General features: G+C 64.8%; 14 protein-coding genes. 7 read left to right on the top strand and 7 right to left on the bottom strand.

The features are described 5' to 3' along the window. Positions 1-30: 30 nt before the first annotated feature. From LH20_RS11270 to LH20_RS11300, 7 genes are read left to right on the top strand one after another with little or no spacing between them, the layout of a single operon-like run. Complete coding sequence (locus tag LH20_RS11270; RefSeq protein ID WP_235526954.1) at positions 31-1,659, top strand: tetratricopeptide repeat protein; 1,629 nt, start codon at positions 31-33, stop codon at positions 1,657-1,659. Further along, the gene (locus LH20_RS11275; RefSeq protein ID WP_053554284.1) at positions 1,659-2,504 is read left to right on the top strand and encodes a 4-(cytidine 5'-diphospho)-2-C-methyl-D-erythritol kinase; all 846 of its coding nucleotides are present in this window, start codon (positions 1,659-1,661) and stop codon (positions 2,502-2,504) included. The genes LH20_RS11270 and LH20_RS11275 overlap by 1 nt, the downstream gene beginning before the upstream one ends. Beyond that, a complete protein-coding gene (locus tag LH20_RS11280; RefSeq protein ID WP_053554285.1) occupies positions 2,501-3,232 on the top strand; it encodes an N-formylglutamate amidohydrolase in 732 nt (243 codons plus the stop codon). The genes LH20_RS11275 and LH20_RS11280 overlap by 4 nt, the downstream gene beginning before the upstream one ends. A 58-nt stretch (positions 3,233-3,290) precedes the next feature. Beyond that, complete coding sequence (ilvD, locus tag LH20_RS11285; RefSeq protein WP_053554286.1) at positions 3,291-5,153, top strand: dihydroxy-acid dehydratase; 1,863 nt, start codon at positions 3,291-3,293, stop codon at positions 5,151-5,153. Further along, the gene (locus LH20_RS11290; RefSeq protein ID WP_053554287.1) at positions 5,153-5,545 is read left to right on the top strand and encodes a hypothetical protein; all 393 of its coding nucleotides are present in this window, start codon (positions 5,153-5,155) and stop codon (positions 5,543-5,545) included. Before ilvD ends, LH20_RS11290 begins: the two co-directional genes overlap by 1 nt. Positions 5,546-5,596: 51 nt before the next feature. Continuing rightward, positions 5,597-6,943 (top strand): NAD(P)H-hydrate epimerase, encoded by a 1,347-nt coding sequence (locus LH20_RS11295; RefSeq protein WP_053554288.1) that lies wholly within the window; start codon positions 5,597-5,599, stop codon positions 6,941-6,943. Continuing rightward, positions 6,940-8,139 carry a class I SAM-dependent RNA methyltransferase gene (locus LH20_RS11300; RefSeq protein WP_053554289.1) on the top strand — a complete coding sequence of 400 codons (1,200 nt, stop codon included), beginning with the start codon at positions 6,940-6,942 and terminating at the stop codon, positions 8,137-8,139. Before LH20_RS11295 ends, LH20_RS11300 begins: the two co-directional genes overlap by 4 nt. Before the next feature lie 39 nt (positions 8,140-8,178). Here LH20_RS11300 and LH20_RS11305 read toward each other — a convergent pair whose 3' ends face one another. The 7 genes from LH20_RS11305 to LH20_RS11335 all read right to left on the bottom strand — a co-directional run bounded on the left by LH20_RS11305 (position 8,179) and on the right by LH20_RS11335 (position 15,614). Then, positions 8,179-8,616 carry an MAPEG family protein gene (locus tag LH20_RS11305; RefSeq protein WP_053554290.1) on the bottom strand — a complete coding sequence of 146 codons (438 nt, stop codon included), beginning with the start codon at positions 8,614-8,616 and terminating at the stop codon, positions 8,179-8,181. A 10-nt stretch (positions 8,617-8,626) separates the two neighbouring features. After that, on the bottom strand, positions 8,627-9,058 hold the full coding sequence (locus tag LH20_RS11310; RefSeq protein ID WP_053554291.1) for an MAPEG family protein: 432 nt from the start codon (positions 9,056-9,058) through the stop codon (positions 8,627-8,629). 86 nt (positions 9,059-9,144) lie between these two features. Next, positions 9,145-10,521 (bottom strand): alpha,alpha-trehalose-phosphate synthase (UDP-forming), encoded by a 1,377-nt coding sequence (locus LH20_RS11315; RefSeq protein ID WP_053554292.1) that lies wholly within the window; start codon positions 10,519-10,521, stop codon positions 9,145-9,147. Next, positions 10,518-12,311 (bottom strand): glycoside hydrolase family 15 protein, encoded by a 1,794-nt coding sequence (locus tag LH20_RS11320; RefSeq protein ID WP_200905367.1) that lies wholly within the window; start codon positions 12,309-12,311, stop codon positions 10,518-10,520. The genes LH20_RS11315 and LH20_RS11320 overlap by 4 nt, the downstream gene beginning before the upstream one ends. Continuing rightward, positions 12,296-13,027: a trehalose-phosphatase gene (gene otsB, locus LH20_RS11325; protein ID WP_053554293.1), complete on the bottom strand. Its 732-nt coding sequence runs from the start codon at positions 13,025-13,027 to the stop codon at positions 12,296-12,298. Before otsB ends, LH20_RS11320 begins: the two co-directional genes overlap by 16 nt. A 66-nt stretch (positions 13,028-13,093) precedes the next feature. Then, positions 13,094-14,287, bottom strand: coding sequence for a type III PLP-dependent enzyme (locus LH20_RS11330; RefSeq protein WP_053554294.1), 1,194 nt, complete (start codon positions 14,285-14,287; stop codon positions 13,094-13,096). Between the two features lie 154 nt (positions 14,288-14,441). Next, positions 14,442-15,614 carry a carboxynorspermidine decarboxylase gene (locus LH20_RS11335; protein ID WP_053554295.1) on the bottom strand — a complete coding sequence of 391 codons (1,173 nt, stop codon included), beginning with the start codon at positions 15,612-15,614 and terminating at the stop codon, positions 14,442-14,444. Positions 15,615-15,628: the final 14 nt, after the last annotated feature.

Genomic DNA, 15,628 nt, shown 5'->3' on the forward strand with positions numbered 1-15,628 from the left:
TCCATTGCGATCCTGACCACTCTTGCAGCCGTGCTTGCGGCGCCCCCCGCGCGCGCGGCGGCCGATCGCGGCGGCGAGGCACTGAATGCGTTCGTTCGCGCACGGCTCGCCCAGGAAGCGGGCGAGCCAGCCGCTGCGCTTTCGGAGCTGAAGACGGTGGCGAGCCTTGCCCCCGATCTTCCAGGCGTGCGGGGGCAGATTCTCGAACAAGCGATCCAGGCCGGTGATTTCGCCGCCGCCCGCGGCGCGGCGGCAGCGCTTTGGAAAAGCGGCGATCGCCGGTTCGATGCGCAGCTTGTGCTCCTTGTGGACGCGTTCCGCCGCTCGGACTGGAAGGGTGCACGCGCCCTTATGGCGGGGCGGCCCGACAAGGCCGGGGTCGATGCTGTGGCAAGGCTCATTACCCCCGCAGTCAATGCCTGGATCGACGTGGCCGCGCGCGAGCCTAATCCTGAGCGTCATCTCATTGCCGCCAGTCCCGCCGCGCGCCCCGAACCTTCGCTCTTGCTCGAGGCGGCGCTCGTTGAACTTGCAGCGCGGCGTCCCGCCGACGCCGTCGCGCAGGTCGACACGATCACGCTGAGCGACCGCTCAAGCCAGCTCGTCGCGCTGCGCGTCGCGGCCTCGCTCGACCAGGCGGGAAAGGCTGCCGCCGCCAAGGGACTTCGAGGGCGCATCGCTCTGGCCGCCGGGGAGCGCGATGACCCGCTTTTGCTGTTGCCCGACCAACCGGTTTCGACGCCGCGCGCAGGGGTCGCGCACTGGTTCGGGCTGCTTGCCGACGGCCTGTCGCGCACCCCGCACAGCAGGCCCTCGGTTCCGCTGCTCTTTGCGCGCTCGGCGCATTGGCTGAACGAGGAGGATCAACAGGTCCAGGTCACCCTGGTCGAGGCGCTCCACCGTAACGGGCAGCAGGAGAGCGCGCTCGCTCTGCTGTCCGGAGGGCGAACAGCGCTCCCGCCGGTGCTCGAAATGCGCCGCGCGGAGTTGCTCGCCGACGGCGGCGAGATGACGCGCGCCCTGAGTGCGGCCGAAGCCGCGGTGGCGGGGGAGGGGCAACCGCGCAGCCTGCTCCTTCGTCTCGCCGACCTCGCGCGCCGATCGGGCGACGGCGACGCGGCCTTGCGCGCCTACACGCGACTGGAAGCGGGTCTTGGCGAGCGTGAGGAGGATCGTGCGCTTCGCGCGCTCCTCCTGATCTCGCGCGCGGACCTGCTCATGAAGGCGGACGACTGGGACGGCGCGGAAGCGCTGATCGAGCAGGCCGTTGCCTTGCGGCCCGACGATGCGACCGTGCTGAATTTTGCGGGATATTCAGCGCTCGAACGGCGCAAGAATGTCGAGCGATCGCTTGAGCGGATCGAAGCGGCCTGGCGGAAGGAACCGCAGGACCCGAGCATCACGGACTCGCTCGGCTGGGCCTATTTCCTCACAGGGCGGATCGACGATGCCGTGCCTCTGCTTGAGAAGGCGCAGCGCGGTGATCCTGAAAATGCCGTGATCGCGGAACATCTGGGCGACGCTTATTGGAAAGCGGGGCGCCGCTTTTCGGCGCGCTATGTCTGGCGCGCAGCTTCGCTGACCGCCGAGGCGGACATGGCGACGCGGATTGCCGCAAAGCTGCGCGACGGGCTCACGCCTGCAACCGTTGCACCGTGATGCGCTTTGCCGAAACGGGCTGGGCGAAGATCAATCTCGCGCTGCATGTGCGGGCGAGGCGCCCTGACAATTATCATGAAATTGAGACCCTGTTCGCATTTGCCGACGGGGGCGACGCGCTCGAGGCGGCCATCTCCAGCACCGATACGCTTGCGATTGCGGGCGAGTTCGCAGCAGGGCTGAGCACGGGTCCCGACAATCTGGTGCTCCGCGCGGTCACCTTGCTGCGCGAGCGCTATGGTGCAGCGCGCGTTCCGCCGCTTGCCGTGCGGCTCACCAAGACATTGCCGGTCGCGGCGGGCATCGGGGGCGGGTCGGCGGACGCTGCCGCGATGGTGCGGCTTGTGCGGCGGCATTTTCTTCCCGAACTTGGCGATGAAGCGCTCGCGCGGCTGGCGGCTCCGCTCGGGGCCGACGTTGCTGCTTGTATTGCCAGCGAAACCTGCCTTGGCGTCGGGACGGGCTCTGAACTTGTCGCAGCGCCCGAAATCGCGCTTGCCGGAACGCCGGTGCTTTTGGTCAACCCGAGGCAAGCTGTCGCGACCGGGCCGGTGTTCGCAGCGTGGGACGGAACTGATCGCGGACCGCTCTTCACCGGCGCCGATCATCGCGCGCAGCTTCTTGCCGCACGCAACGATCTCCAGCGCCCGGCGGTCGCACAATGTCCCGCGATCGCCGAGATATTGACCGAGCTCGGCGGGCTGAGACCGTGGCTCGCGCGCATGTCGGGGTCGGGTGCGACCTGTTTTGCACTGTTTGACGCGCCCGCCGAACGGGATGCAGCGGCCCTCTATCTGAAGGAGCGCAGGCCGCAGTGGTGGCAGATGGCAGGAGCGTTGAGATGAACGAAGCCTGGCGCGATGTTGGGACACCGCGCGCAGGCGGTGTCCTGCTGATCGGCGATCACGCGGCGAACCATGTCCCGGCCGATATCGACCTGGGAATCGATCCCGCCCTCCTCGAAACGCACATCGCGATCGACATAGGCGTTGCCGAGGTGGCGGCGCTGCTCGTCGAAAGCGGGGCCGTCGATGCCGCGATCCTGGGCGGGGTGTCGCGGCTGGTTGTCGATTGCAATCGCGATGAGGAAGCGCCAGGGGTCATCCCGATCGCGAGCGACGGCCATGCCATTCCGGGCAACGCGCTCACCCCTGCTGTCCGGGAGGCGCGGCTTGAGCGCATCTTCCGGCCCTATCATGCCCATATCGCCGAGGTTATCGCAGCGGCACGGCCCGCGATGATAATATCGCTGCACAGCTTCACGCCTGAACTTGCGAGCGATCCCGAGCAAAAGCGACCCTGGGACGTTGGCATACTCTACAATGCCGACGATCGCCTTGCACAGCCCGTGATCGCGGCGCTTGCGGGCGAGGGGCTCCTCGTCGGAGACCAGCAGCCCTATTCGGGCAAGCTCCTCAATGCGACGATGAACCGTCACGCCGAGGCGAACGCGATTCCTTATGCAGGGATCGAAATGCGTCAGGATCTGGTCGGCGATGCGGCAGGGCAGGCGCGCTTTGCAGATCTCCTGGCACGCACGCTGCGGAAAGCGGCGTTGAAACTGCCGGCATAGGCGTGTAGAGGCCCCCCAAGCGCTATTTCATGAAATAAAATTATCAGGACGTCTCCAAATGCCTTCTTATCGTTCGCGAACCACAACCCACGGCCGCAACATGGCCGGCGCCCGCGGATTGTGGCGCGCAACGGGGATGACGGACAGCGATTTCGGCAAGCCGATCATTGCGGTGGTCAATAGTTTTACGCAGTTTGTTCCCGGGCACGTCCACCTCAAAGACCTCGGTCAGATGGTCGCGCGCGAGATCGAGGCGGCGGGCGGTGTTGCCAAGGAATTCAACACGATCGCGGTCGACGACGGCATCGCGATGGGTCACGACGGCATGCTCTATTCCTTGCCAAGCCGCGACCTCATTGCCGATAGCGTCGAGTATATGGTCAATGCGCATTGCGCCGATGCGATGATCTGCATTTCCAACTGCGACAAGATCACCCCGGGGATGCTGATGGCGGCGCTGCGCATCAACATCCCGACGATTTTCGTCTCCGGCGGACCCATGGAAGCCGGCAAGGTTGTGCTCAAGGGCAAGGAAATCGCGCTCGACCTGGTGGATGCGATGGTTGCGGCCGCCGACGAACATTATAGCGATGAAGAGGTCGCTGCGGTGGAGCGCTCGGCATGCCCTACCTGCGGCTCCTGCTCGGGCATGTTCACCGCCAATTCGATGAACTGCCTCACTGAGGCCCTCGGCTTGTCGCTGCCCGGCAATGGATCGACCCTGGCGACGCACGCTGACCGCAAGGCGCTGTTCCTTCGCGCAGGACACATGATTGTCGACATGTGCCGCCGCCATTATGAGGAAGGTGATGAGCGCGTGCTCCCCCGTACGATTGCGAGCTTTGAGGCATTCGAAAATGCGATGAGCCTCGATATCGCGATGGGCGGATCAACGAATACGGTGCTCCATCTCCTGGCAGCAGCGCACGAGGCGGGCGTCGATTTCACGATGGAGGACATCGACCGGCTATCGCGCCGTGTGCCGTGCCTGTCGAAAGTCGCGCCCGCGAAGAGTGACGTCCACATGGAGGATGTCCACCGCGCGGGGGGTATCATGGCGATTCTCGGCGAACTTGAGCGCGCGGGGCTGATCCACGCGCATCTGCCGACTGTGCACAGTGCAACGCTCGGCGATGCGCTGAGCAAATGGGATATTGGCCGCACCAATGATCCGGCGGTGCAGCAGTTCTTCATGGCCGCACCGGGCGGCGTGCCGACCCAGACCGCATTCAGCCAGGAGAGGCGCTGGCCCTCGCTCGACCTCGACCGCGAAGCGGGGGTGATCCGCTCGGCGGAACATGCGTTCAGCAAGGATGGCGGGCTCGCGGTGCTCTCAGGGAATATTGCGCGCGACGGCTGCATCGTGAAGACCGCCGGCGTCGATGAGACGATCCTCCAGTTCACAGGTCCTGCGAAGGTCTATGAAAGCCAGGATGCGGCGGTCGCCGGGATACTGACGGGACAAGTCGAGGCGGGCGACGTGGTCGTCATCCGCTACGAAGGGCCGAAGGGTGGTCCGGGTATGCAGGAAATGCTCTATCCGACGAGCTATTTGAAGTCGAAGGGGTTGGGCGCAGCCTGCGCCTTGATTACCGACGGGCGCTTTTCGGGCGGCACATCGGGGCTCTCGATCGGGCACGTATCCCCCGAAGCCGCCGAAGGCGGGGCAATCGCGCTCGTCGAGGATGGCGACCTCATCAAGATCGACATTCCCGCGCGCACGATTGACCTCATGATTCCCGACGAGGAGCTCGCGGCGCGCCGCGCGGCGATGGAAGCAAGGGGCGAGGCGGCCTGGCAGCCCGCCAAACCTCGCCCGCGGAAAGTTTCGGTCGCACTTCAGGCCTATGCCGCAATGACGACCAGCGCCGCGCGCGGCGCGGTGCGGGACCTCTCGCAGCTGAGGAAAGCTGGAGGGTGATGCTGAAGAAAGCGGGAAGGCTGGCAATACCGCTGTTGCTGCTTGGCGGCTGCGACCCGGCCCCGGATAATAGCGCACTTGCTCATGCCGAGGCGCGGCAGGGTGAGAAGGCTGCGCTCGACGGCCGCATCGACTGTGCGCTCGAAGGCGCGAAACTCTTCGCCCGCACCTGCACGATTGAGGAAATGAGCGGGGCGCAAGCCAATATCCTGGTCGTGGGCCGCGCCGATACCGGCTATCGGCGTCTGGCGATTGCGAAGGACGGGCGCGGTGTCGTGTCTGCCGACGGCGCGGAGCCGGCAAGGGTCACGATCGTCAAGGAGGGGTTGATCGAGGTCGCGGTCGGCCGCGACCGCTACCGATTGCCGGCTAATACGACCGGGGCGAGATAGCCGGCGCGCAATGGCGATTCCCATGACCGAGGCGATGTCGTAAGCTTAACCATGCCGTCTTCCGCCGACGCCCCCATTCTCACTGCAGACGCGATGCGCGCCGCCGAGGCAGCGTGCGCTGCGTCAGGAACCTCGCTCGCGACGCTGATGGAGCGCGCCGGCGCTGCGGTCGCGGATCTTGCGTGGCGGATGGCGTCAGGAGCTCCCGTGCTCGTCCTTTGCGGACCTGGCAATAATGGCGGCGACGGCTATGTGGCGGCCCGCCTGCTTGCGCGGCGGGGTGTGCATGTCCGGGTGGCCGCGCTGGCGGAACCGGGGACCGAGCTTGCGCGCGCGGCGCGCCGGGCATGGGCGGGGCCCGTCGAGGCGCTGGGGGACGAACTCGCTTTTGCACCTGTGATCATCGATGCATTGTTCGGTGTGGGGCTCTCACGGCCGCTCACAGAAGATATTGCTGCACGCCTGCGCGGTCTTGCAGGGCGGCGGATCCTTGCGGTTGATGTGCCAAGCGGAGTTGATGCCGACGGCGTGCAAGCCTGGACGCCGGCGCTTCCCGCCGATGTGACGGTGGCGCTCGGCGCGCTCAAGCCCGCGCATGTGCTTTTACCCCCCGCCGCCTCTTGCGGAAAGGTCGTGCTCGCGCCGATCGGGATCGAGGCGCAATCCCGGCTGCGGACGCTGCCGCACCTCGAAGGCGATACTCCCGGGGCAGCGGCACACAAGTTCAGCCGCGGGATGGCGCTCGTGCGCGCTGGCCCCATGCCGGGAGCCGCGGCGCTTGCCGCTTCGGCTGTGCTGCGCGCGGGGGGAGGCTATGCGATATTGAGCGGCGCGACTTCCGTCCCTTTCTCGGCGATCATCGCGGAGCGCGGCGAAAATTTTGCTGAGCGGCTTCTCGATGAGCGGCTGGGTGCCGTGGTGATCGGGCCGGGCTACCCGCCAGGCGCTGCGCTCGATCGCGATGTGGCGGCGGCACTGAAGAGCGGAAAGCCCCTCGTCCTCGACGCCGCAGCCATTCCATCAGCACTGCCAAGGCTTGGAGATACGCCGGCGATCCTGACACCGCATGCCGGTGAGTTTGCGCGCGCCTTTCCGGGCCTGGAAGGAAGCAAGATCGAGCAGGCGCGTGCGGCCGCACGCAGGAGCGGTGCCGTCCTTGTATACAAGGGCGCGGACACTATTATCGCGGCACCCGACGGACGCATCGTTGCTGCATGGCCAGGATGCCCCTGGCTCGCTACCGCCGGGACCGGCGATGTGCTCGCGGGAGCGTGCGGCGCGATGCTGGCGCGCGGCGGCGATGCGTTCGATGCTGCGGTTGCCGCGGTGAGCTGGCATATTTCGCGCGCGCGGGCTATCGGCCCCGGCCTTATAGCCGATGATCTGGTAAAGGCATGACAGACAAAGATTTGATCGAACGCATCGCCGCGCGGGGTGACGGCGTGACCGCGGACGGACGCCACGTCACAGGGAGTGCGCCGGGCGACCGCGTTGCTCCCGACGGGACGCTGAACCCGGGACCCAACCGCGCCGAACCGGTTTGCCGGCACTTCACGCGATGCGGCGGATGCCAGCTCCAGCATGTGGCAGAGCCGGCGCTCGCCGACTTTGTGCGCGATCGCATCGCCGGCGCGCTTGCAGGACAGGACGTCCGCTCGCACGCCATACGCGCGGCGCTGCTTTCGCCCCCGCAAAGCCGTCGCCGCGCGGCGCTGACTGCCTTGAGGACGGGACCGCAGATCGCTGTCGGCTTCAACGCCGCGCAGAGGAACCAGATTATCGACATGCGCGAATGTCCGCTCCTGTTGCCAGAGCTGTTCGAGCTGATCGCGCCGGTGCGCAAACTGCTGGGGTTGATTGCGCCGCAGCGCCGCCCGGTGAAGGTCAAGCTGCAGATGCTCGATCAGGGTGCCGAGCTGGTGCTCGAGGGCGTGCGCGCCGAAGGGCTCGACGCCGCGATGGCGCTCCAGGATTTTGCGGGCGCTAATCGCCTTGCACGCCTCGCGATCGATCAGGGCGAGGGCGTTGAAACAATCTGGCAGCCTGAGCCGCCAACGGTACGCTTCGGCGACGTTGCGGTCGAAGTGCCGCCTTTTGCCTTTTTGCAGGCGACCGCTGGCGGGCAGGCAGCGCTGGTCGCAGCGGTGCGCGAGGCGATCGGCGATGCTCCGGCGGTGGCGGACCTGTTCGCGGGAGTAGGGACCTTTGCGCTTTCGGTTCAGCAAGGGCGCAAGGTCTATGCCGCCGAAGGCGCGCGCGATGCCATTTTGGCGCTGGGCAGCGCGGCGAACCGCGCGCGCGCGCTGGTGGCGACCGAGCATCGCGACCTGTTCCGGCGGCCGCTCATACCCGGTGAACTCGACCGCTTCGGCGCGGTAATACTCGACCCGCCCCGCGCGGGTGCCGAGGAACAGGTCAAGCAGCTTGCAGCATCGAAGGTGCCGGCGATTGCCTATGTCAGCTGCAACCCCTCGAGCTTTGCGCGCGATGCCAAGCTGCTCGCCGCCGGCGGCTACCGCCTCGAGTGGGTGCAGCCGGTGGGCCAGTTCCGCTGGTCGACGCATGTCGAGCTGGCCGCGCGCTTCTCGAAGTAGTCGGCGCCCTGTTTTTTTTGAGGGGGGCGCCCCCCATGCTCAGTGCAGCACGAAGGCCATGAAGGCGTGCAGGCACAAGGCGAACAAGGCGAGGCTCGCGAGTGCAAAAACGCCAAAGCGCCACATTACCCGGTTCACCGTTGCCTGAATGATGCTGTGAAGGATCCGCAAGCCGACATAAGCCCAGGCGATCTGGGCGTTGAGGCCGCCCCCCAGGCCCGCGATGGCGAGCGCGATGGAGACAGCGTAAAAGACCGTCGGCTGCTCCATCAGATGATTATAGTTGTGCGCTTTCCACTGCACCTCGGGTGGCAACACATCGTCGAGATTTTTGCCTGTGCCGCCGACCAGCTTCGCGGCATCGATCTTCGCTCGGCTCATCGCGGGAAGGCGCGTCGCGTACATCCAGACCCACATCACCATCGACCAGAGAGCGAGCGTCGCAACGGGTCCCAGAATAGCATTCGTATCGGTCATGGCCGCCTCCTCAACCCAGTGTCGCGATCACGGCGAGTACCGACAGCGCAAGCAGACACAGTGTGGAAAGCGAAAAGAGCATGAAGCGCACCGGAACGCGGTTCACGGTCACCTGCCATATGCTGTGAAGGATGCGCAACAATACGTAGGCCCAGGCGATCCAGCGGGTGTAGCTGACGTCGCCGCCCGAGAGGTGCAAAAAGACGATGACCGCGTAGAAGAGCGTCGGCTGCTCGAGCAGATGCGTGTAATTGTGGGATTTCCAATTGACGCTGGGCGGCAGCACGGTTTCAAGGTCGGCGCCTCGGCCGCCCGGTGGCGCAGCTTTCAAGTCGATCCCGGCCTTGGCCATCGCCGGAAAGCGCGTCGCCGCGACCCAGAAAAGCACGATCAATGTCCAAAGGACAAGCACCGCGCCAGGCGCAAGAATGCTTTGTGACATAATTCCCCCTTTCAATCGCGACGCTTGGGTGATGGGCCGCGTGAGGGGGATGCTAGGGCGCGGCCGCCACAATGCAAGGCGGCGCGTCAGCCCTTCAGCGCTGCGATGAAATCTTCAGCCCAGCCGATGACGTCGCGGTCGCGCACGACAGCGTTAAGCGCGCTCCAGCGCGCCTTGCGCTCCTCCAGCGGCATATGGATCGCAGTCCAAAGCGCGCGGGTCACCTCGTCATGGTTGAGCGGGTTGACGAGGAGCGCATCGGTCAGTTGCTCGGCTGCACCTGCAAAACGCGAGAGGATGAGAACGCCCGGATCCTCGGGGTCCTGCGCTGCGACATATTCCTTGGCAACGAGATTCATCCCGTCCCGAATGGGCGTCACCAGTCCGATCTTGGCCGCGCGATAAAAGCCGAAGAGTTCGGCACGGCCAAAGCCGCGGTTGACATAGCGGATCGGAACGAGATCGACGTCTGAATGCGCGCCATTGAACTGTCCCGTTTTCTGTTCGAGGGTCGCCCGGATTTCCTGATAGGAACGCACATCCTCGCGCGAAGGGGGCGCGATCTGGATGTACAAGAGGCGGTTCACCATATCGTCCTTGGTAGCGAACAATCGCTCCATCGCGTCTATCCGCTCGGGCAGCCCCTTGCTGTAATCGAGCCGGTCGACCCCGATCACGACCGTCCTGCTGCGCGCGCTGCCGACGAGCCGCACCTGCGCGCGGCGCGCGACTTCGGTCTCCCCGAGCGCCATGAATTCCTTATGATCGATCCCGATGGGGAAGGCGCGCGCTGTAACGGTGCGGCCGCCGAGCGCTACCGTGCCCCTCTCTTCATCGACGTCGGCATTCAGCTCCTTGCGGCAATAATGGAGAAAGCTCTCGAGCCATTCGAACGATTGAAAGCCGATCACGTCGTAATGGAGCATGGCCTTCACCAGCCGTTCGTGAAAGGGAAGCGAAACGAGCAGGCGGGTCGGCGGCCAGGGAATATGGAGAAATAGCCCGATGCGGTTCTCGAGGCCATGCGCCCGCAGACGTTCGCCGAGAGGCAGGAAATGATAATCATGCACCCACACGAGATCATCGGGCTCAACGAGCGGGATCAGGCTGTTCGCGAAGCGCTCGTTGACGCGTTCATAGCCCATCCCGAACTCATTTTCATATTCGGCAAGGTCGATGCGATAGTGGAAGAGCGGCCAGAGCGTCCGGTTGGCATAGCCGTTGTAATATTCCTCGACATCCTGGGGTTCGAGGTCGATGGTGGCCGTGGTGAAACCGTTGCTGCGTGCCATCGTGAGCTGGCCGGTAAAATGCTCGACTTCCTCGCCCGACCAGCCGAACCAGATCCCGCCATGCTGACGCAGCGCGCCATTCATAGCGACCGCGAGGCCGCCCTGCGCCCCTGCGGCGCCCCGCCCCTTGTCGACCGACACACGGTTGGAGACAACGATCAGCCGGCTCATCGCACCGTATCCCAGCTTCGCGACAGCAAGCCCGCGCAATTGATGATGCCGACCAGCGAATAGGTCTGGGGGAAGTTCCCCCACAATTCGCCATTTTCGAAATCCATGTCTTCCGAAAGAAGCCCCGACGGCGTTCGGTGCGCGAGCATCGTCTCGAACAGTTCGCGCGCCTCTTCCGACCGCCCAGACAGATGCAGCGCCTCGATCAGCCAGAAGGTGCAGATATTGAAGGCGGTTTCGGGCTGCCCGAAATCATCTTCGCTGTCGTAGCGCAGCATGTTTCGGCCGCGCCGCAGCGCCTTTTCGACCGCGGCAAAGGTGGCCTGAAAGCGCGGATCGTCGGCGCGAATGAAGCGCAGTTCAACCATCTGGAGCAGGCTCGCGTCGAGGTGGGAATGACCAAAGGCCGCGCCATAATGCCCCTCAGTCTCGCTCCACGCTTCGCGCTCGATTGTCGCGCGAATCTTCGCGGCGCGATCATTCCAGAAGGCTTCGCGTTCGGGCTTGCCCAACCGCGCTGCCACATTAGCAAGCCGGTCGCACGCCGCCCAGCTCATCACCGCCGAATAGGTGTGGACCAGTTGACGGGTGCGAAATTCCCAGAGGCCGGCGTCGGGCTGGTCGTGCATCTTCCACGCCACCTCACCGACGCGCTCGAGGCTTTCGAAATCGCGTTCGTCGGCAAGGCGAAAAAGGCGCTGGTCGAAGAAACCCTGCACCGTGGGCAGCACGATCTGGCCGTAGGCATCATGCTGTATCTGCGTCCAGGCGGCGTTACCGACGCGCACCGGCCCCATTCCGCGATAGCCCGCGAGGTTCGAGGCAACACTTTCGTCGAGCTCGGTCACCCCCATCACCGAATAGAGCGGCTGGATGTACCCGCCCGCGGCGCGATCGACGATGTTGCGCAGATAGGCGAGATATTTTTCGAGCACGTCGAGCGCGCCGAGGCGGTTGAGCGCCTGCACGGTATAATAGGCGTCACGGATCCAGCAGAAGCGATAGTCCCAGTTGCGCCCGCTGTTGGGTGCTTCGGGGATCGAGGTGGTGAGCGCGGCGACGATCGCGCCAGTCTCTCCGTGCTGGCAAAGCTTGAGCGTGATGGCAGCGCGGATGACCGCGTCCTGCCAGTCCATCGGCGTTGCGAGCCCGCGGACCCAGCTTCGCCAGTAGAGATCGGTTGCCTCTTCCATGGCGCGGAGTGCCTGCGAGACATTGCCGGTGAAGGGCTCATCGGGGCCGAGGAAGAAATGCAGATCCTGCTCGACGCGGAAGGAACGGCCTTCCATGAGGTAACCCACGGGCGCATCGGTCGTCAGCCGAAGCGGCTGGGGACCGATCAAATAGCGGATATGATTGGTCCCGCGCGTTGTTGCAGCAGCCTCGGCGCCATAATCGCGCATCGGCACCAGCTCCATCTCGAGCCGCGGGCTGCCTGAAACCGGACGAACGATGCGGACGAAGGCCACGGGGCGGAACATCCGCCCGGACCGCTCGAAGCGCGGGCAGAAATCGATTACGTCGACCGCGCTGCCGTCCTCGGCTTCGAGGCGGGTGACGAGGATTGGCGTGTTGCGGCGATAGTGCGGGGTGGCCTTGACCTGTCCTGCGAGCCGGAATCGCCAGACGCCGGCGTCCTGCCGGTCGCCCCCGAGAAGCGCACAGAAGACAGGGTCACCATCAACACGCGGAACGCAGCCCCACACAAAGCCCGCTTCACCGTCGACGAGCGCGCTGACCTGGCAATTGCCGATAGGCCAGAGCGCAAGCGAGCTCAAAGGATGAGCCATTGATGCACCATTTCAGGATCGGCGAGGCGGTAATGGGCAGCCGTCGGCCGCGGCGCGCCTACGAGAATGCCGTGACCGCCAGCGGCGGCCACCGCGATGAATCCGTCCTCGTCGGTCGTGTCGTCGCCGATGAAGATCGGCATCGCGCCCGCAAACGGCGGGGCGGCCATCAGACGGGCCACCGCAACGCCTTTGTTGGCACTTTTCGGGCCGAGTTCTACCACCATCTTGCCGCGCCGGGCGGCAAGGTTTTCGCGGGCTGCCATGTCATCCATGACCGTATAGACGGCTGGGGCGGCTTCGGGTTCCTGCCGGTAATGCACCGCGATGCCGTGCGGCTTGATTTCGATGAGAAGTTGCGGCCAGGCGGCCACCAGCGCGGTCAGGGCAGCGCGGCTCGCGTCCGACAAGATGGGAGAGGTCTCCGCCGCTTCACCCATTTCCGCGCCGTGGGAGCCGACCATCAGCAGGCCAACAGGGCCGAGATAGGTTCGTATGTCGGCAATCGCACGGCCGCTGACGATGGCAATGCGGCCATCAAGGGCGCGGTTAAGAGCCATGAGCTGCTCGGGCACGCCGTCGGGCACATGGATACCGTCGGGCGTGTCGGCGATCTCGACGAGTGTGCCGTCGAAATCGAGAAAGAGCGCGAGCGGATGGTGAGCGGCGAGCCCGGCAAAAGGCGGGGGCAAGGAAAGATCGACGCTTTTGTGCATTGCGACAAAAAAATTAGGGACGGCGACCCGTCGGGTCAACCGTCCCTGAAATGCACGCGCTGGGTCTCAGAACAGCTTGGTCACCGTTGCAGAACGGCGTTCTTCTTCGACCTCGCCGGTGTAAAGGCTCGCCATCGGCTCGTCACTGACGACGTGGATATCTTCGGCGCCGAAGCCGTTGAACCTGGTGCGCATTGCGCAGCCATAGGCGCCCAGCATCCCGATCTCGATGAAATCGCCCGCCTTGACATCGCCCGGGAGGAAGAAGGGGCCCGTCATATGGTCAAGATCATCACAGGTCGGACCGTAGAAGCTGAACGGCAGCATCTCGGCGTCGCTTTCCCTGTCACGCAGCAGCGTGACGGGAAAACGCCAGCCGACATGGGCGGCGTCGAACAGAGCGCCATAGGCCCCGTCGTTGATATAGAGCTCCTCGCCGCGGCGCTTTTCGACGCGCACGATGAGCGAGCTATACTCGGCCGAGAGCGCGCGGCCCGGCTCGCACCATAGCTCGGCAGAATAGCTGATCGGCAGGCTTTCGAAGCTGCGGTGGATCGTTTCGAAATAGGCATCGAGCGGGGGGGGCTCCATGCCGGGATAGGATGATGGAAAGCCGCCGCCGACATCGACGATGTCGACGGTCACCGATGCGGCGACGATCGCGGCACGAACGCGCTCCATCGCCTGGGCATAGGCATGGGGCGTCATTGCCTGGCTGCCAACATGGAAACAGAGGCCAAGCGCATCGGCCGCCTGCCGGGTTGCCATGAGCAACTCAGCCACTTCGTCTGGCTCGGCGCCGAACTTGGCTGCAAGGCTGAGCTTCGAATGGTCGGATGAGACCCGCAGACGCACAAGAAGATTGAGATCGGCGGCGCCTTCGGTCGCGCGGACAATCTTCTGGAGCTCGTCCATCGTGTCGAGCGAGAAGGTGCGCACCCCGTGCTTCCAATAGGCCTCGGCAATCGCTTCCTCGGCCTTTACCGGATGCATGAAGCACAGCGTTGCTTGCGGCAAAGTGCGCGCCACCAGCCGCACCTCTGCGATCGAGGCAACGTCATAATGGGTGACACCGGAATCCCACAGCACGCGCAAGAGGTCGGGCGAGGGATTCGCCTTGACCGCGTACATGGTCGTGCCGGGAAATCGCTCGATGAAGAAACGCGCTGCGCGCCGCGCGGCATGCGGGCGGACAAGCGTAACAGGTTCGACCGGCGAAAGTGCCTGAATCAGCCCGTGGGCGCTATGGTGCTGGTGCAACTCAAGGGACCCCCAAAAAATATGTTAAACGACAAGGGCTGCCTTGCGGTTATTGGAAGTCCCCCTGGGGCAGCGAGGGGCGCATATATGGTTGGGGGGGCGGGCTGTAAAGACCCTTTGCATCGCAAAAATCGCGCGGCCGCCGCGCCGCCGTCTAGCTGAGCCGTGACTTGAAATCCTCATAGCCGAAACGGCGAATCTGCGTGATTTCATCGCTTTCGCTGTCCCATAGCCAGATCGAAGGGAGCGGAACGCCGTTGAATGTATTGGTCTTGACCATCGAATAATGCGCCTGGTCGAGGAAGGCAAAACGTTGCCCGATACCGGCGCCGCCGGGCAGGCGATAGTCCCCGATCACATCGCCCGCGAGACAGGAGGGACCACCGAGTCGGGTCGCGACACCGCTCTCCTCCTCGGCCAGCATGGCCGGACGGTAGGGCGCCTCGATCACGTCGGGCATATGGCAGGTCGCGCTGATATCGGTGATCGCGATCGGCATGCCATTGCTGAACAGATCGAGGATTTCACCGATGAGAATGCCCGCGTCGAGCGCCACCGCTTCGCCCGGCTCGATCATCACCTCGCAGCCGGTTGTGGCCCGTACAGCCTTGAGGAAGGCGATCAGATCGTCGACTTGATAATCGGCCCGGGTCACATGGTGTCCGCCGCCGAAATTGATCCAATTGAGCTGCCCGAAGAAGGGACGCAGCATGGGCTGCACGGCGTGCCAGGTGCGCTCGAGTGGCGGGAAATCCTGCTCGCAAAGGCTGTGCATATGGAGGCCATCGACCCCCTCCATATGCTCCGGCAGCAATTGAGTGACCGGAAAGCCAAGCCTGCTGCAGGGCGCTGCGGGGTCATATTTTGCGACCTCTCCTTCGCTGTGCATCGGGTTGATGCGCAGGCCGATGTCGAACCTCTCGCCCTTCGCGCGAAGCGCATCGAGGAGCGGGCGGAAGCGCGCGATCTGGCCTGGCGAATTGAAGATCAGATGATCGGATAGCGCCGCAATCTCCGGCAGATCCGCTTCCTTGTAGCCAGCACAATAGGTCGCGACTTCCCCGCCATATTCCTCGCGGCCGAGCTTCGCCTCATAAAGGCCCGACGCGCAGACACCGTCGAGATAGCGCGCCACTGTAGGTCCGAGCGACCACATCGAAAAGGCCTTGAGCGCCGCGAGCACGCGCGCGCCCGATGCATCGCCGATCCTGCGCAATACAGAAAGATTGGCGCGAACCTTGGCCGCGTCGACGACAAAGGCAGGCGAGGGGACGCGGCTGAGGTCGAAGCGGGCGAAGGCTCCGGGGTCGCCGGCACGGGTTTCCATGGACTTGCGTTCCT

Origin of the sequence: Sphingopyxis sp. 113P3 (genome assembly GCF_001278035.1) — a bacterium.
Taxonomy (GTDB): domain Bacteria; phylum Pseudomonadota; class Alphaproteobacteria; order Sphingomonadales; family Sphingomonadaceae; genus Sphingopyxis.